The organism is Mycobacterium sp. NGS17, assembly GCF_059813205.1.
Genome location: NZ_JCALED010000005.1, coordinates 65505 through 81981, shown reverse-complemented (window position 1 = coordinate 81981; position 16477 = coordinate 65505). Strand labels below are relative to the sequence as shown.

The 16477-nt window shown below is 68.8% G+C and carries 14 protein-coding genes; 10 read left to right on the top strand and 4 right to left on the bottom strand.

Features of this window, described 5'->3' with window-relative positions; genetic code table 11:
- Nucleotides 1–48 precede the first annotated feature (48 nt).
- Nucleotides 49–1569, bottom strand: a complete 1521-nt coding sequence (locus tag AC5Y7E_RS12825) for an HNH endonuclease signature motif containing protein (protein ID WP_499949260.1) — start codon at nt 1567–1569, stop codon at nt 49–51.
- A 233-nt stretch (nt 1570–1802) separates the two neighbouring features.
- Nucleotides 1803–2063: an Mtp family mycobacterial-type pilin gene (locus AC5Y7E_RS12820; RefSeq protein WP_499949258.1), complete on the bottom strand. Its 261-nt coding sequence runs from the start codon at nt 2061–2063 to the stop codon at nt 1803–1805.
- Between AC5Y7E_RS12820 and AC5Y7E_RS12815 the strand changes: the two genes are divergently transcribed.
- From AC5Y7E_RS12815 to AC5Y7E_RS12770, 10 genes are all read left to right on the top strand, one after another.
- Nucleotides 2062–2235 (top strand): hypothetical protein, encoded by a 174-nt coding sequence (locus tag AC5Y7E_RS12815; protein ID WP_499921752.1) that lies wholly within the window; start codon nt 2062–2064, stop codon nt 2233–2235. The genes AC5Y7E_RS12820 and AC5Y7E_RS12815 overlap by 2 nt on opposite strands.
- Nucleotides 2236–2453: 218 nt before the next feature.
- Nucleotides 2454–2591, top strand: coding sequence for a hypothetical protein (locus tag AC5Y7E_RS12810; protein ID WP_499949257.1), 138 nt, complete (start codon nt 2454–2456; stop codon nt 2589–2591).
- Between the two features lie 39 nt (nt 2592–2630).
- Nucleotides 2631–3137, top strand: coding sequence for a hypothetical protein (locus tag AC5Y7E_RS12805; protein ID WP_499949255.1), 507 nt, complete (start codon nt 2631–2633; stop codon nt 3135–3137).
- Nucleotides 3138–3156: 19 nt separating this feature from the next.
- Nucleotides 3157–3903 carry a gluconate 2-dehydrogenase subunit 3 family protein gene (locus AC5Y7E_RS12800; RefSeq protein WP_499949254.1) on the top strand — a complete coding sequence of 249 codons (747 nt, stop codon included), beginning with the start codon at nt 3157–3159 and terminating at the stop codon, nt 3901–3903.
- On the top strand, nt 3903–5600 hold the full coding sequence (locus tag AC5Y7E_RS12795) for a GMC family oxidoreductase (protein WP_499949253.1): 1698 nt from the start codon (nt 3903–3905) through the stop codon (nt 5598–5600). Before AC5Y7E_RS12800 ends, AC5Y7E_RS12795 begins: the two co-directional genes overlap by 1 nt.
- The gene (locus AC5Y7E_RS12790; RefSeq protein ID WP_499949251.1) at nt 5593–7383 is read left to right on the top strand and encodes a glycoside hydrolase family 15 protein; all 1791 of its coding nucleotides are present in this window, start codon (nt 5593–5595) and stop codon (nt 7381–7383) included. The genes AC5Y7E_RS12795 and AC5Y7E_RS12790 overlap by 8 nt, the downstream gene beginning before the upstream one ends.
- 31 nt (nt 7384–7414) lie before the next feature.
- On the top strand, nt 7415–8431 hold the full coding sequence (locus AC5Y7E_RS12785; RefSeq protein WP_499949250.1) for an SDR family oxidoreductase: 1017 nt from the start codon (nt 7415–7417) through the stop codon (nt 8429–8431).
- Complete coding sequence (locus tag AC5Y7E_RS12780) at nt 8428–9534, top strand: enolase C-terminal domain-like protein (RefSeq protein WP_499949248.1); 1107 nt, start codon at nt 8428–8430, stop codon at nt 9532–9534. The genes AC5Y7E_RS12785 and AC5Y7E_RS12780 overlap by 4 nt, the downstream gene beginning before the upstream one ends.
- A gap of 104 nt (nt 9535–9638) precedes the next feature.
- Nucleotides 9639–10325, top strand: a complete 687-nt coding sequence (locus tag AC5Y7E_RS12775) for a PAS and ANTAR domain-containing protein (RefSeq protein ID WP_499949247.1) — start codon at nt 9639–9641, stop codon at nt 10323–10325.
- A 19-nt stretch (nt 10326–10344) separates the two neighbouring features.
- Nucleotides 10345–12135, top strand: coding sequence for an ABC-F family ATP-binding cassette domain-containing protein (locus tag AC5Y7E_RS12770; protein ID WP_499949246.1), 1791 nt, complete (start codon nt 10345–10347; stop codon nt 12133–12135).
- Nucleotides 12136–12174: 39 nt separating this feature from the next.
- On the opposite strand, the gene AC5Y7E_RS12765 is transcribed toward AC5Y7E_RS12770, so the two are convergent.
- Together AC5Y7E_RS12765 and AC5Y7E_RS12760 are read right to left on the bottom strand one after the other, a co-directional pair.
- Nucleotides 12175–13236, bottom strand: coding sequence for a type III polyketide synthase (locus tag AC5Y7E_RS12765; RefSeq protein WP_499949244.1), 1062 nt, complete (start codon nt 13234–13236; stop codon nt 12175–12177).
- 154 nt (nt 13237–13390) lie between these two features.
- Nucleotides 13391–16477 (bottom strand): type I polyketide synthase, encoded by a 3087-nt coding sequence (locus tag AC5Y7E_RS12760; RefSeq protein ID WP_499949243.1) that lies wholly within the window; start codon nt 16475–16477, stop codon nt 13391–13393.

Genomic DNA, 16477 nt, shown 5'->3' with positions numbered 1-16477 from the left:
CGTCGGCGGCGTGCCACGCAACCATGTGAGAGCCAGCCCGATACCCCGTTAGAACGGTGGCGGGTCGTCGTCGGGCCCGTAGGCGGTGGGCCAGGTGGAGTTCACCGTGGGGCCGGCCCGGGACAGTCGTGCGTCGCGGTTACGGCGGCGTTCGGTGGCGATGCGTGCGGCGCGGCCCTGGGCACGGGTGCGTGTGCGTTTGGGCATCATCGCGGTGCGCTCGGCGCAGTAATCGGGCGCCACGTCGGCTTCGGCGGCGGGTATCGCGCCGGTGGCCATGCACAGGCTGGGAAACAGCAGCGCGCTGCCCGGAGTGGTGACGTAGGTGTGCCCGGCCGGTGAGACGAGGATCAGCGTGCCGTCGGGCAGCTGCTGGTCGCGCCAGCCCCAAAACGTTTTCACCAAATGATGTGTGCGGCAATAGCATTTGAGATTCGAGGCGTGCGTGGGCCCGCCGTCGGCGTACGGGATCGTATGGTCGAGGTCGCAGTCGGACGCCGGGCGATCACACCCGGGCCAGCGACAGGTCAAATCCCGGCACCGCACGAAATCGGCCAACGCCCTCGACGGCACATAACCAGACTCCGGGCCGGCATCACCGGGATGGATCAGCGGCACCACCTTGGCCGAGGCGCCCAGTTCGGCTATCAACTCCGGCGCGATCAACCCCTCAGCACCCATTTCGACCGCCGGTGCCCGGCCATCACACAGCGTGGGACGCTCGGCGATCACATGGATCACCACCGGGCTCGACGCGGGCCGTTTCCCCGCGGCGCACTCCGATCGCCCGCACCGACAACCCAACCGGTCCGCCCCGGCCGCCAGCGCCCCCAGCGCATCGGCGCGGCGCTGCTCGCGGGTACGCGGATCATGCTCACACACCGTGCCCGCCAACGCATCCAACCGCTTGTCCAGCGCATGCGCATCTGGGCCGAGCAAGGTGCCCTCCAGATGCGCCAACCCCTCCCCCATGTCGGCGACCCACACCTCGCGCCCGGCCACACGTTCCTTGCGGCGCCGCACCGCATCCGCATCGGCGCGAGCGACCACCTTGTCCACCTGCGCGGCCAGCCGGCCCTGGGTCATCGACGGCCACCGCGCCACGTTGACCGCCAACTCGGCGTCCACCGCCGCCAACACATCGGAATCGGTGATCAAATCGGTGCGGAACACGATCGTTTGAAACATCAGGTAGCCGATATCCCCGGCCCGAAAGACCGCGCCCACTTTCGGTAACCGCTCGCACATCGCGCGCGCGTACCGCACCCGGCTGGCGGCCAACCCCTGACTGATCCGCAACGCCGCGGCCACCTCCGCGCTCACCGCCTCCTGGGTGTCGATCGCCCACTCCTCGGTTTCTGAGCACCGCGACAACCGGTAGGCGAACAACTTCCCGATCGCGACCAACTGGGCGGCCGCGGCCCGATTCTCCGCCCGCGCCGACACGCAAATCTCATCCACCAACCCCACGGACTCCGGCGTCCGCGACGGACACTGCCGCTCGCCAAGGTCGTCAAACCAGGCCATCACCTCCGGCGACGACCCGACACCCGCCCTTGATTCGAACATACGTTCGATACTACGGGGGTCTGACGCATGCATTGGCGGCGCTCGGGCCCATGGTGAACACGGCGTCGATGGCCGGTCTGCCGGCCAGTCCCGGTACCGCTAGCTACACCGCCTTCCAGCACGCCGCGCGTCGCACGTTCAAACGGCTGTGCGAAATACGGTCCAGCCCAACGTAATCCGCTGCGCCCGTCGTTGTTGGGCTCGGCGGGTCAGCGGCTGGGCCGCACGGCGGATCAGCGCCAGTTCGGGTCCCACGGGCCGTTGTGCCAGTGCCCCTGGTCGTGGACTTCACCGTCATACCAGTGGTCACCGTGGCAACGACCCGCGTCCCAGTTACCGCCCCAGCCCGGATCCCACCATTGGCCAGGGCACCAGTGGTACTCCGGTGTGGGCGCGGGATGCGCGTGTGCGATGGCGGACGCCCCCGAACCGGCGAGCCCCAAACCGGCGGTCAATGCGACCACCGATGCTGCGATGCGCACGATCTTTTTCATGACAGGCAGTTACCCGCTCCGGCACTGCCTAATCCAGCTCGACGGCCATACTTGGCACGGCACCGCCCGGCTTGCCACATCCGCCGAGCGGGAACGGATTTGGCAGAAGGGCGCCGAGCTCCATCCCGGCCTCATCAAGGAGCGGGCGGGGGCCGGCAACCTGTGCTCCTGAAAGCCTGCTGAGAACCAGCTGCGACGCAGTTTGCGCAGCACGACCGGGGGTACACAGCCGTTGCGCTTCGGTCGCGACGCGTCGTCGAGACCACTTCGGTTGAAAGACACAGCTGGGCGCTTTCAGTTCTCTGGGCAGCTTTGGCAACCAGTGTTGTAGTGACAGCGCCGGGACCGAAGCCCGCCGGAGCGTGGTTTCAGCCGAAGGCGAGGTCGTTCATGGACACGACGACAGAATTCGTCGGCGGACCCAGCACCGAAAGCGTCAGCGGGTTCCCGCGGTCACCGAACGACGGCCTCGTCCTCGCACCGAACGCGGCCAACCTCCCCACCAAAGAAACCAGCCGGCACCGGTAAACCCCGGTCCGGGCAAACGCGCGCGAGAAAGGACGACACATGTTGTTGCTGGGCGACGGCGGACGGCGAAAAGGCCGCACCGCCGGCGGCGACGGACTCGGCGAGGTACAGCATCTGGCCGGGAGGGCGTTGTACGACGTCGCGCACGGCCGTTTCGAACGCTCGCTGTCTGGGCTCACCGCCGTCGCGGCACTCGTCACGACGGCCGAAATCTACTTCGAGCACTACAAAGCCAGCTTCGGCAACAAGTGGATGTGGAGCCCGATCGTGGTGACCCCGCCGGTGGTCGTCGCCGGAGTCGGTGGGGTGTTCTCGCGGCGCTGGGCCAAAGTCTGGCTGCCGATCACCGCGGGCATCTACACGGCCAACGGGCTGCTGGGTGAATACCTGCACGCGCGCGGGGTTGCCCGCAAGCCGGGCGGGTGGAAGAACGCGTCTTACAACGTGCCGATGGGGCCGCCGATCGCAGCACCCGGACTGATGTGCATGGTCGGCGGGATGGGATTGCTGGCGTCGATCCTGCGCCGCGAACGGTTCCGGGATTAGGGGCGCTGGGATTCCCGAGATGGCCAACACCTCACGCCCCGACCACCTGCCCAACCTGCGTCCCGATGGCAAGCCGCCGCACCCGTCCTGGCTGCCCAAGCAACGTCGCGGCACCACGCCGCAGATGATCGGGCGCTACCCCGATTACGACGTGCTCGAAACCGCCGACAACTGGGACACTGCCACCAGGAAGGTGGTGCTGGCCCGGCTGGAACCGCCCGGGCCGCTACGGTTTTTCACTCCAGAAGAGGAGCCCTGCCTGCGCGCGTTCTGCGACACGGTGCTGGCGCAGGACGTCGAGCCGCGGGTTCCGGTGGCCGAGTCCGTCGACTCCAAGCTCGCCGACGGGCGCCTCGACGGCTACCAGTACGACGACATGCCCGACGACCGCGACACCTGGCGGCTGGTGCTGCGCGGGCTCGACGAGACGGCGTCGGCCAAGCACGGCAAGCCCTCGTTCGCCGAAGCCGATCCCGCCACCCGCGAAGCGATCATCGACAAGTTCTCGCAAGGGGATCTGCAGGGCGGGGCGTGGGAGAGCCTGAACGTCAAGCGCGCGTGGTCGGTGTGCATGCGAGCGACGTTGTCCGGCTTCTACTCTCACCCCTGGGCGTGGAACGAGATCGGCTTCGGCGGGCCGGCCTACCCGCGCGGGTTCATGCGCCTCGGTGGTGCCACCGGGCCGGCCGCCGCGCGGGAACCGTACGAGACCCCCGGCGCCACCGACGAGGATCCGGTGCAGATCGTGAACAACGGGGAGCTGTGATGGGCGATCTGCTGCGCGGCCTCTTGAAAGGCGCGGTCGAACCGAAAGACAACGATTCGCGCTTCCTGCTCGACGTGCACTCGCGCGATCTGCCCGGTGAGAAGACCATGCGCCGCTACGCCGACGACGACGAGGTCGACCTGGTGGTAGTCGGGGCCGGGGCCGGCGGCTCGGTGCTGGCGCAGCGGCTGGCGCGGGAGGGCTGGCGGGTCGTGATTTTGGAGGCCGGCCCGTTCTGGCACCCGGACGAGGACTGGGTGTCCGACGAGGCCGGGTCCCATGCGCTGTACTGGACGCAAAAGCGCATCCTCGGCGGCGATGACCCGATCGAGCTGGGCAAGAACAACTCCGGGCGCGGAGTCGGCGGCTCCATGGTGCACTATGCCGGGTACACCCCGCGGTTTCACCCCAGCGACTTCGAGACGTACACCCGTGACGGCGTCGGGGCGGACTGGCCGATCCGCTACGAGGACATTCGCCGCCACTACGAACAGGTCGAACTCGAGCTGCCCGTGGCGGGCCAGAACTGGCCCTGGGGCGACCCGCATCGCTATCCGTTCGCACCGCACCCTATTTCGGGTGCCGCCGCCAAGATCTGGCGCGGAGCGCTCAAGCTCGGAATCGAGATGCGTGTCGGGCCGGTCGGCATCGTCAACGGCACGTTCGGCAATCGGCCGCATTGCATCTACCGCGGTTACTGCCTGCAGGGCTGCAAGGTCAATGCCAAAGCCAGCCCGTACGTCACGCATCTGCCCGACGCGCTGGCCCACGCCGTGGAGATCCGCGCCAACTGCATGGCCTCGCGGGTCGAGCTCGACGAGAACGGCGCGGCGCGCGGCGTAGTGTACTACGACGAGATCGGCGGCAAGGAGCGGCTGCAGCGCGCCAAAGTCGTTGCCATTGCCGGTTATTCGATCGAGACGCCGCGCCTGCTGTTGAATTCGGCCAGCAACCGCTTCCCGAACGGGTTGGGCAACAACGACGATCAGGTCGGGCGCTACGTCATGGTGCAGGGCGCCACCCAGTCCGCCGGCCGGTGGTCCGAGGAGGTCCGCATGTACAAGGCGCCTCCGCCGGAGGTGACCTCCGAACAGTTCTACGAGACCGACGTCTCTCGCGGCTTCGCCCGTGGCTTCGCCATCCAGACCGTGTCGCCGCTGCCCATCGGATGGGCTGAACACGTTCTTGCCGAAGGACATTGGGGCCGCGCGATGCGGGAATACATGCGCGACTACAACCACTGGGCGACGGTCGGCGTGCTCAACGAGCTGCTGCCGCTACCCGACAACCGCGTGACCCTGGCCGACGAGAAAGATCCGTACGGCATTCCGGTGGCCCGGTTCGACTACACGCTGTGCGACAACGACAAGGCCAACATGGCCTACTCCACCAAGGTGATCGGCGACATCCTGCACGCGGCCGACGCCCAGGATGTGCTCACCATCGAGCGCTTCGCCCACCTGATCGGCGGTGCCCGCATGGGCACCAGCCCGCAGCAGTCGGTCGTCGACTCCGATCAACGCGTGTGGGGGGTGCCGAACCTGTTTCTCGCCGACGGCTCGGTGTGCCCGACCCAGGGATCGGCGAACCCCGCGCTGACCATCATGGCGCTGACCTCGCGGCTCGCCGAACGGCTGGCCGGTGGGAAGATCGATACCACCGCGGGACGGAGGTCGGAGGCGAGAGCCCGTGGCTGACCAGACAATGGACGTCGAGACTACCTTCGCGCCGCGGGTGCTGCGCGAGTACGCGCTGCTGGCGGACGGCGAGCGCGGCGCGCTGGTCGGGCCGCAGGGGGACGTGGCCTGGATGTGCGCGCCGCACTGGGACTCCGACGCCGTCTTCTCCAATCTCATTGGTGGCGGCGGAATTTACGCGATCACGCCGACCGACATCCGGCACGTGTGGGGCGGTTACTACGAGCCTGGCACCCTGATCTGGCGCAACCGCTGGATTACCCGCGACGGCACCGTGGAATGCCGTGAGGCGCTGGCCTTTCCGGGCGATCCCGACCGGGTGGTGCTGCTGCGGCGCCTCATGGTCTGCCGCGGCACGGCGCGGGTGCGGGTGCTGCTGGCGCCGAGTGCGGGATTCGGCCGGCACGGTCTGGGCCGGCCGAGTTGCGACGGTGGGGTGTGGAGCGGCCGGTCGGGCCGGTTGCGCTGGCGGTGGCAGGCCGGCTGCGACGCGCGCACCGTCAAAGCCTCGCACGACAAATCCGAACTGCTCACCTGCGAGATCACCCTCGAGGAGGGCAGGCAGCACGACCTGGTGCTGGAGTTGTCCGAACGCGCCCTGCCCGATCAACCGCCCGACCCGGACCTGGCCTGGGACGCCACCGCGGCCGCCTGGCGGCGGAGCGTGCCCCAGCTCGACTGCACCATCGCCCCCCGCGACGGTCGCCACTCCTACGCGGTGCTGCGCGGGCTGACCAGCAGTGGCGGCGGCATGGTGGCCGCCGCCACGATGAGCCTGCCCGAACGCGCGCACACCAATCAGAACTACGACTACCGGTATGCCTGGATCCGGGACCAGGTCTATGCCGGGATGGCCGCAGCCACCGTCGGCACTACCGAACTGCTGGACCGGGCTGTCGAATTCGTCGGCGCCCGGTTGCTCGACGACGGTCCGAACCTCAAACCCGCCTACACCGTCACCGGCTGTGCGGTGCCCAGCGAAGAAACGCTCGACCTCCCGGGCTATCCGGGCGGCACGGACAAGGTCGGCAACTGGGTCAATCAACAGTTTCAACTCGATGTGTTCGGCGAGGCCCTGCAGCTGCTGGCCAAGGCGGGTGACGCCGACCGGCTCGACGCCGACGGGTGGCGAGCCGCGCAGACGGCCATCAAGGCCATCGAAAAGCGTTGGCGCGAACCGGACGCCGGGGTCTGGGAGATCGACGATGAGCACTGGGCGCAGTCGCGGCTGGCCTGTGTAGCGGGATTGCGTGCCATCGCCAAGGTGGCCGGCGCCGGCCCCGAGGTGGCAGCCTGCGCTTCCCTGGCCGACGCGATCCTGGCCGAGACCGCCTCGAGCAGCCTGCACCCGCACGGCTACTGGCAGCGCAGTCCGCGGCGGACGGGGGTCGACGCGTCGCTGCTGCTTCCGCCGGTGCGCGGCGCCGTTCCCGCCGAGGATCCCCGCACCCGGGCCACCCTGGACGCCGTGCGGCGGGAACTCACGCAAGACGGGTTCGTGTACCGCTTCCGGCACGACGAGCGCGAACTCGGCGACGCCGAGGGGGCGTTCTTACTTTGCGGATTCATGATGGCGCTGGCCGAAAACCAACTGGGACACGGCGATTGCGCGATGCGCTGGTTCGAACGCAACCGGGCCGCGTGCGGCCCGCCGGGACTGTTCTGCGAGGAGTACGACGTGCGCCAGCGCCAGCTCCGCGGCAACCTGCCGCAAGCGTTCGCGCACGCGCTGATGCTCGAATGCACGGCAACCCTCACCGACGACGACGCCCACCATGACTGATTACTCGGACCGAGCGAAAGGCAGTACTGCGATGACACAGACAGTGGTGATCACCGGAGCCAGCGCGGGCATCGGCCGCGCCACCGCGAAGGCGTTCGGGCAGCGCGGCGACAACGTGGTCCTGCTCGCCCGCGGCGCCGCGGGGCTCGACGGCGCCGCTCGCGATGTCGAAGCCGGCGGCGGCAAGGCGCTGACGATTCCGACCGATGTGGCCGACCACTCGGCCGTCGAGGCCGCGGCCGATGAGGCCGAATCCGCCTTCGGTCCCATCGACGTCTGGGTCAACGTCGCGTTCACGTCGGTGTTCGCGCCGTTCAGTGAGATCAGCGCCGAGGAGTTCAAACGCGTGACCGAGGTGTCCTACCTCGGGTACGTGCACGGCACCATGGCGGCGCTGGGCAAGATGCGACCCCGCGACCGCGGCACCATCGTGCAGGTCGGCTCGGCGCTCAGCCAGCGATCGATCCCGCTGCAGTCGGCCTACTGCGGCGCCAAACACGCCATCAACGGGTTCACGGAGTCGGTGCGCTGCGAGCTGTTCCACGAGGGTTCGAACGTGCGGATCACCGTCGCTCAGATGCCGGCGGTCAACACCCCGCAATTCTCCTGGGTGCTGTCCCGGCTCCCCCGCCATCCGCAGCCCGTGCCGCCGATCTACCAGCCCGAGGTGGCCGCGCGCGGCGTCGTGTATGCCGCCGATCATCCAGGGCGCAAACAATATTGGGTCGGTGATTCCACCGCCGTTACGCTGCTGGGGCAGAAGTTCGTCGCGCCGCTGCTGGACCGCTACCTCGGCCGCACCGGATACGACTCGCAGCAGACCTCCGAACACGTCAGCCCCGACCGGCCCAACAACCTGTGGCAGCCGCTGGATCAGGAGCCGGGCACCGACCACGGCCCGCACGGCCAATTCGACAACCAGTCGCACGCGCACAGCCCCCAGCTGTGGGCTTCCCAGCACCCGGTCGTCAGCGGCACCGGCGCGCTGAGCGCCGCCGGGGTGGGCGCCTGGCTCGTGGCGCGGGCGGGACGACGGTGGGCGCGATGACGCCCGACGCGCAGATCGAAGAGGTCACCGCGCAGGTCTACGAAATCCCCACCGACGCACCGGAAGCCGATGGCACCCTGGCCTGGTCGTCGACCACGCTGGTGCTCGCCGAGGTTGCGGCCGGCGGCCGGCGCGGGGTCGGCTACACCTATGCCGACGGGGCCTGCGCCAAGCTGATCGGCGGCAAGCTCGGCAAAGCACTCACGGGACACAGCGCCGTGGATATCCCGGCGCGGTGGGGGTCGATGGTCAGGGCGATGCGCAACAACGGGCGGCCCGGGCTGGCCTCGTGCGCGATCTCGGCGGTCGACACCGCGTTGTGGGATCTCAAGGGCAAATTGCTGGACCTACCGGTGTGCCGGCTGATCGGCATGGCGCACCCCGAAGTACCCATCTACGGCAGCGGCGGCTTCACCACCTACGACGAGTCCACCACCCGCGCCCAACTCGAGCGCTGGGTCGACGAATGGAAGATCCCGCGCGTCAAAATCAAGATCGGTGAGTCATGGGGCTCCGACGTCAGGCGGGACTTGGATCGGATTGCATTGGCGCGCAAGGTGATCGGTCCCGATGTCGAACTGTACGTGGACGCCAACGGGGGTTACCGCCGCAAACAGGCGATCCGGGTGGCCCACGCCATGGCCGACCACGGGGTCACCTGGTTCGAAGAGCCTGTGTCCTCCGACGACCTGGCCGGGCTGCGCGAAGTGCGCGACCAGGTCAGCCCGGACGTCACGGCCGGTGAGTACGGTTACGACCTGGCCTACTTCAACCGGATGCTCGCCGCCGATGCGGTCGACTGCCTGCAGATCGACGTCACGCGCTGCGGGGGGATCACCGACTGGGTGCGCGCCGCGGCCGTGGCCGCCTCCTACAACGTGGACGTCTCGGGGCACTGCGCTCCCAACCTGCACGCCCACGTCGCCAGCACCATCGGAAACCTGCGGCATTTGGAGTACTTCCACGACCACCACCGCATCGAACACATGCTTTTCGATGGCGCGCTCTCGCCCGAGGGCGGCGCGCTACGACCCGACCAGCATCGCCCCGGGTTCGGCCTGGAGTTCAAACACCAGGATGCCGAGCGCTATCGGGTGGCCTGACCGTCGAGCAGCTTTCGAAATCCCCTGGCCGGGGCAGGAATGGACGCGCTCAAAAACGGGAATGATATGCCAAGGTTTTCACAGCGGGAATTGGGGAAACGGCGATGGCGGTGAACTCCAACGACGAGACTGTTGAGCGCCGCGAGGCGCCGGCGTCCGACGTCGTCGAACACGACGACCTGAGCGCGGTCGACGAGGTGCTGGGTCTGGGCGATCCGCAGCGTGTCGGCCGGTTCCGGTTTTTTCTGGACGGCCATCGCTGGGAATGGTCGGACGCGGTGGCGCGCATGCACGGCTACAAGCCCGGACGGGTGCAGCCCACCACGGAACTCTTGCTGCAACACAAGCACCCCGAGGACCGCGAACGGGTGGCGGCCGTGCTCGAACGGGTGATGAAGGGAAAGCCGTTCAGCAGCCGGCACCGCATCATCGATACCGCCGGGCGCACCCACTGCGTCGTCGTCGCCGGCGATCGGATGGTCGACGACACCGGCGCGCTGGCCGGCACCTCCGGCTTCTACGTCGACGTCACCGACTCGCTGCACTCCGATATCACCAATGTGCTGTCGGCGGTCGCCGACGCCCGGGCCCGCATCGAGCAGGCCAAGGGCGTGCTGATGATCGCCTACGGCATTTCCGCCGAGCGTGCGTTCGACATCCTGGTGTGGCGTTCCCAGGAGACCAACCTCAAGGTGCGAGACGTCGCGAGCCGTTTCCTGGACGCCGTGGCCAGCAAGGCGTCAGCGGAAACGCAAAGCCACGTGGACCAGGCGCTGCTGACGCTCATGTAGCGCCAGTAGGGTCGGGCCGGTGGCGCACCTACTCGGAGCCGAGGCCGTACACCTCGAATACCCGACCCAGGTGGTGTTCGGGTCGATCACGGTCGGCGTCAACGACGGCGCGCGCATCGGCATCGTCGGGCGCAACGGCGACGGCAAATCCAGCCTGCTGCGGCTGCTCACCGGCCGGCAACGGCCCGATTCGGGCCGGGTCACCCGGCGCGGCGGGTTGCGGGTCGGCGCGCTGAGCCAGGCCGACACCCTGGACCCGGACCACACCGTGGGCTGGACCCTGGTCGGTGCGGCGGACGAACACCAGTGGGCCGGTGACGCGCGGGTCCGCGACGTGGTCGCCGGTCTGGTCTCCGACATCGCCTGGGAGGCAACGGTTGCCACGCTGTCCGGCGGTCAGCGCCGCCGGGTGCAGCTGGCCAGGTTGCTGGTTGGCGAGTGGGACGTCATCGCGCTCGACGAGCCCACCAATCACCTGGACATCGAGGGCATCACCTGGCTGGCCGGCCACCTGCGCCAACGCTGGGCACGCAACACCGGCGGCCTGCTGCTGGTGACCCATGACCGCTGGTTCCTCGACGAAGTCGCCACCACCACGTGGGAGGTGCACGACGGCGTCGTCGAACCGTTCGACGGCGGATACGCGGCCTACGTCCTGCAACGCGTCGAACGGGACCGGATGGCCGCCGTCGCCGAGGCCAAGCGGCAAAACCTGATGCGCAAGGAGTTGGCGTGGCTGCGCCGCGGGGCCCCGGCGCGCACCTCCAAGCCCAAATTCCGGATCGAGGCGGCCAACCAGCTGATCGCCGACGTGCCGCCACTGCGCAACACCGTCGAGCTGGCCAAGCTGGCCACCGCCCGGCTGGGCAAGGACGTGGTCGACCTGCTCGACGTGTCGGTCTCCTACCCACCTCTCAGTGGCCGCCCGGTGCTGCGCGACATCGAGTGGCGGATCGCGCCCGGCGAGCGGACCGGCATCGTCGGGGCCAACGGCGCCGGCAAGTCGACGCTGCTGGGCTTGATCGACGGCACCGTCACGCCGGACGCGGGGCGCGTCAAACGCGGCAAGACGGTGCGGCTGGCGGTGCTCGACCAGCAGGGCGATGCGCTGGCCGGCGTGGGCGGCGACCGGATCGCCGATGTGCTGGGCAGGCTGCAGGGCGGTTATCAGGTCGACGGACGCGAGGCCACCCCGGCGCAGCTGCTGGAGCGGCTCGGGTTCGCGCGCGGCCAGCTGTCCGCCCGCGTCGAGGATCTCTCCGGCGGTGAGCGGCGGCGGCTGCAGCTGATGCTGACGCTGTTGGCCGAGCCCAATGTGTTGCTGCTCGACGAGCCGACCAACGACGTCGACACCGACACCTTGGCCGCGATGGAGGATCTGCTGGACTCGTGGGCGGGCACCCTGATCGTCGTCTCGCACGACCGCTACCTGCTGGAGCGGGTCACCGATCAGCAGTACGCGGTGCTCGACGGCCGGCTGCGCCATCTGCCCGGCGGCGTCGACGAGTATCTGCAACTGGCCGGCCGGCGCACCGTTGCGGCGCCGGAACCCACGCCGGAACGCGCGCCGGCCGGTTCGTCGGAAATGTCCGGCGCGCAACGCCGCGCCGCGGAAAAAGAGGTGGCCTCCCTCGATCGCCAACTTGCGCGGTTGGCGGGCCGGATCGAGGACAAGCACACGGAACTCGCCGCGCACGACCAATCCGACCATGTCGGCATCACCCGGCTCACAGGCGAGTTGCGCGCGCTCCACGACGAGGTCGCCGAGACGGAGACCCGCTGGCTGGAGCTCTCCGAGCTACTCGAATGACAGTGATGCGCAGGGGATTTCGCGAGTCGATTAGCGAATTCAGTGCCAGCGCAGCAACACCAGTTCGGAGCCGAAGCCGGGACCCATCGCGAGCATGAGCCCGGGGCTGCCGCCGGGCGGCGGCTTGGCCATGGTGTCGCGCAGGATGTGCAGCACCGAGGCCGAGGACAGGTTGGCGACCTCCCCGAGCGAGCGCCAGGTCAATTCCTGCGCGTCGGGCGGCAGTTCGAGGCTCTTGGCGATCGTGGTGATCACCTTGGGGCCGCCCGGGTGGGTCACCCAGGCGCCGATGTCGTCCTTGGTCAGGCCATGTTGGGCGAGGAAACCGTTCACGTCGTCGGCCAGGTAACGGTCGATGATGTCCGGCAGTTCGGGCGACATCGTCAGTTGCATGCCGTCCGCGCCGATGTTCCAGCCCATGATGTGCAGCGATTCGGGGTACAGACGGCTGCGCGAATCCACGACGTCCGGCCCTGCGGAATTCAGCCGCTCGGCGCGACGGTCGCCGACTGCGACCACGGCCGCGGCGCCGTCACCGAACATGGCCGTCCCGACCAGTCCGGACACGGTCGGCCTGACCGTCGGAAAGGTGAGCGAACACAGCTCGACCGACAGCAGGGCGGCGACGCCGTCGGGCGCACCCCGCAGGTAATCGTGCAGCCGTCCGACGCCCGCCGCGCCGGCCGCGCAGCCCAGCCCGAACAGCGGGGCCCGGCGCACGTCCGCCCGCAGGCCGAGCCGCCCGACGATCCGGGCGTCGAGCGACGGGACCGCGATGCCGGTGACCGTCGTGGTGGCGATCATGTCGATGTCGTGCGGTTGTAGCCCGGCCTCGTCGAGAGCGCCCAGCAGTGCGTCGCAGCCCAAATCCACGGCTTTGTCGATGAAGATCTCGTTGGTCGCGTCGAAATCGGTCAACTCGCCGTACCGCTCGAGGGGCAGCACGAAGTGGCGCCCGTTGACCCTGGCGGCCGCGTGCAGGCGCCGGACGACGCCTTCATGCTCCTTCAACGCGGGCAATTCGACTAGCGCGTCGGTGATTTCACGTTGGCTATACCGATGTGGCGGCAACGCGCCGAATACACCCGCGATGACGCTCATCTTCTACCCTCTTGATTGCCCAGCGGAAAAGGACCTCTTAATGCGAGGAAGTTTATGCGGTTCCGTTTGGTGGCGCAAAGACTCGCGTATTCAACACGTGTCTGATCAAGCTGATCTTGGGTCCGCGTAATCATATCCGCCAGAGCAGAATTCGTCATTCGGCGTCATCCTCGTCCGCCGGGCTGAGCGCCATCGCGATTAATGCCTCGGGGCTCAACGAGTCGATCTCGTCGGCACTTACATTTCCGTCGGGGACGGCAGTTTCCGGGGCGCCGGCGAGCAATAGCAGTTTTTCGAGCAATCCGGTTCTGCGAAGCTCGCGCACCGGAATCCTGCGCACCGCCGACCAGATCTTCTCCTCCTCCGATTCGCCCGCCTCGTCATGCAGCAGCTGCCGGCGAAGATGGTCGGCCAGCGCTGCCGGCGTCGGGTAATCGAAGATCAGCGTTCGCGACAAAGCCAGGCCGGTATGGCCGGTGAGGCGGTTGCGCAGCTCGACCCCGACCATCGAATCGAAGCCGAGGTCGCCGAATGCGCGATCGGAGTCGATGGCGTCGCCGCCCGGATGCCCCGACACCGCCGCCGCATGCTCGCAAACCAGCTCCACCAGCAGCCGGTGCTGGTCGTCGGGCGCCAGTCCGTGCAGCCGGTGCGCCAGGTCGGGTGTTCGGGTGGACGTGGCCGGCGAACTCCCCGCCGCACCGGCGCCCAGCCAAAACCTCTGCCGCGCAAAGCCATACGTCGGCAACTCGACCCGTCGCGCGTTGCGCCCGGCGAACAGGGCCGCCCAGTTCGGATCGAGGCCGCGGGTGAACAACTGGCCGACCGCGCGCATCAGCGATTCCGTCTCAGGCCGGTCCTTGGCCATCGTCGGCAGCGACAGGGCGCGCTCGGCGCTCAGCGATTGGTCCACCGCCGCGGTGAGCGAGGCGCCTGGACCCAGTTCCACGAAGAGTTCGGCGCCGGCCGCCTCGGCGGCGCGTACGCCCTCGAAAAAGCGCACCGGCTGACCGACATGCGCCGCCCAGTACTGCGGCGACCCATACCCGGCGTCCGCCAGCCGCCCGGTCACGTTGGACACCAACCCGATTCGCGGCGCCGCCACCTCGATGCCGGCCACCGCCGCGGAGAATTCCGCCACCATGGGCCGCATCAGGGCCGAATGAAACGCGTGCGACACGGCCAGCCGATGCACGCGCCGGCCCTCGCGGGCGAGCCGGTCCGCCACCGCTTCCACCGGCGCCTGCGCGCCCGAAAGCACCACCGCGTTGGGACCGTTGACCGCGGCGATGCTCACCTCGTCGGTCAGCAACCCAGCCACCTCGGCCTCACCGGCGCCGACGGCCACCATCACCCCGCCGGCGGGCAGCCCCGCCATCAACCGTCCCCGCGCCGCCACCATGCGCGCGGCATCCGCGAGCGACAGCACGCCGGCCACACATGCCGCGGCGATCTCGCCGACCGAGTGGCCCATCACCACATCCGGCGCTATGCCGACCGACCGCCACAACGCCGTCAGCGCGATTCCGAGCACGAACAACGCCGGCTGGGCAAACTCGGTGCTGCGCAACAACTCCGGGTCCGCTCCCCACATCACCTCACGAAGCGGCAGCCGCAGATGGGCGTCCACCGCGGCGACAGCCTCGTCGAAGGCCCGGGCGAACACGTCGAACCGGTCATAGAGCTGTCGTCCCATTCCCAACCACTGCGACCCCTGGCCCGGGAACACGAAGACGGTCTTGCCCGACGGCGTCTCGCGACCCACCGCCACATCCGGCGATGACTCGCCCGCCGCGAGGGCCGCCAAACCCCTTGCCAGCGTGGGGCGGTCGTCGCCGACTACCACCGCGCGGTGCTCGAAGGCCGTCCGGTTGCTGACCAACGACCAGGCGATGTCGAGGGGGCTCAGATCAGGCCGTTCGGCGACATGGGCCGACAACCGTTGCGCCTGGTTGGCCAGCGCCTGCTCGGAGCGGGCCGACAGCACCCACGGCAACGCCCCGCCTGCGTCCGCCGGCGGTTCGGGTCGGCCCGATTTCTGCTGGACGGGGGGCTGCTCGAGGACGAGGTGCGCGTTGGTGCCGCCCATTCCGAACGAGGACACCCCGGCTCGCCGTGGATGGTCCGCCGGCGGCCACGGCGTCAGCGCGGTGTTGACCTGCAGCCCAAAACCATTGAGGTCACCCTGGGACTCGGCGTAGTTGAGGCTGGGTGGGATGGCGCCATGTTCGATCGCCAGTACGGCCTTGAGCAGGCCCGCGATTCCCGCGGCGGCTCCGGCGTGGCCGGTGTTGGTCTTCACCGATCCCACCGGCACCCGATCGTGGGCGCGCTCGGCGAAGATCTCCCCCAGCGCCTGAGCTTCGACCGCGTCGCCGACCTTCGTCCCCGTGCCGTGGGCCTCGATGTAGTCGATGTCGCTGCCGCGCAGGCCGGCATCGGCGAGCGCGCGCCGGATCACGTCGGCTTCGCTGCGCGCCGACGGCACGGTCTGGGCGGTCGCGCTGTGTCCGGCATTGACGACGGCGCTGCCGCGAATGACCGCGCGGATGCGGTCACCGTCCTGCAGCGCCGCCGGCAAGGGCTTCAGCAGCACCAGCCCGCCGCCTTCACCCCGCACGTAGCCGTCGGCGCGCCGATCGAACGCATAGGTGTGGCCCGACGCCGACACCGCACCGAATTCCCGTTCCAGCATGGTGATTTCGTCGGCCAGGTTGAGGTGGACCCCGCCCGCGATCGCCAGCGTCGACTGACCGGAGGCCACGCTTTCGCAGCCGAGGTGCACCGCCACCAGAGATGACGACTGGCCGGAATCGACGGTCATGCTGGGCCCCTGCAACCCGAAGGCATACGAGATGCGGTTGGCGATCATCGCCCGGCTGATCCCGGTGAAGGTGTGGTGGTCCAGGTTGTCGGCGAGGTCGCGCAGCGTCAGCGCGGCATAGTCATCCGTCATCGCCCCGAGGTACACCGAAACCGGCTCTCCCCGAACCAGTTCCGGCAGCAGGAAGGCGTCTTCGAACAGCTCCCAGCTCAGTTCGAGGGCCAGGCGTTGGCGGGGATCCATCGCGCACGCCTCGCGCGGTGACACATTGAAGAAGTCGGCGTCGAATCCGCCGGGGTCACCGCTGAATTCAGTGGCCTCCCGCCCGTCGCGGATCAGGCGCCAGAACGCGCCGGGGCTCGCCGCGGCGGGGAACCTGCATGCCAGCCCGATGATCGCTACGTCTGTCGATGGCAA

Coding starts and splice junctions, on each gene's coding strand:
- AC5Y7E_RS12815 (WP_499921752.1), top strand. CDS start 2,062: ATGACAGGCAGTTACCCGCTCCGGCACTGCCTAATCCAGCTCGACGGC.
- AC5Y7E_RS12820 (WP_499949258.1), bottom strand. CDS start 2,063: ATGAAAAAGATCGTGCGCATCGCAGCATCGGTGGTCGCATTGACCGCC.
- AC5Y7E_RS12825 (WP_499949260.1), bottom strand. CDS start 1,569: ATGTTCGAATCAAGGGCGGGTGTCGGGTCGTCGCCGGAGGTGATGGCC.
- AC5Y7E_RS12785 (WP_499949250.1), top strand. CDS start 7,415: ATGACACAGACAGTGGTGATCACCGGAGCCAGCGCGGGCATCGGCCGC.
- AC5Y7E_RS12800 (WP_499949254.1), top strand. CDS start 3,157: ATGGCCAACACCTCACGCCCCGACCACCTGCCCAACCTGCGTCCCGAT.
- AC5Y7E_RS12775 (WP_499949247.1), top strand. CDS start 9,639: ATGGCGGTGAACTCCAACGACGAGACTGTTGAGCGCCGCGAGGCGCCG.
- AC5Y7E_RS12805 (WP_499949255.1), top strand. CDS start 2,631: ATGTTGTTGCTGGGCGACGGCGGACGGCGAAAAGGCCGCACCGCCGGC.
- AC5Y7E_RS12780 (WP_499949248.1), top strand. CDS start 8,428: ATGACGCCCGACGCGCAGATCGAAGAGGTCACCGCGCAGGTCTACGAA.
- AC5Y7E_RS12795 (WP_499949253.1), top strand. CDS start 3,903: ATGGGCGATCTGCTGCGCGGCCTCTTGAAAGGCGCGGTCGAACCGAAA.
- AC5Y7E_RS12810 (WP_499949257.1), top strand. CDS start 2,454: ATGGACACGACGACAGAATTCGTCGGCGGACCCAGCACCGAAAGCGTC.
- AC5Y7E_RS12765 (WP_499949244.1), bottom strand. CDS start 13,236: ATGAGCGTCATCGCGGGTGTATTCGGCGCGTTGCCGCCACATCGGTAT.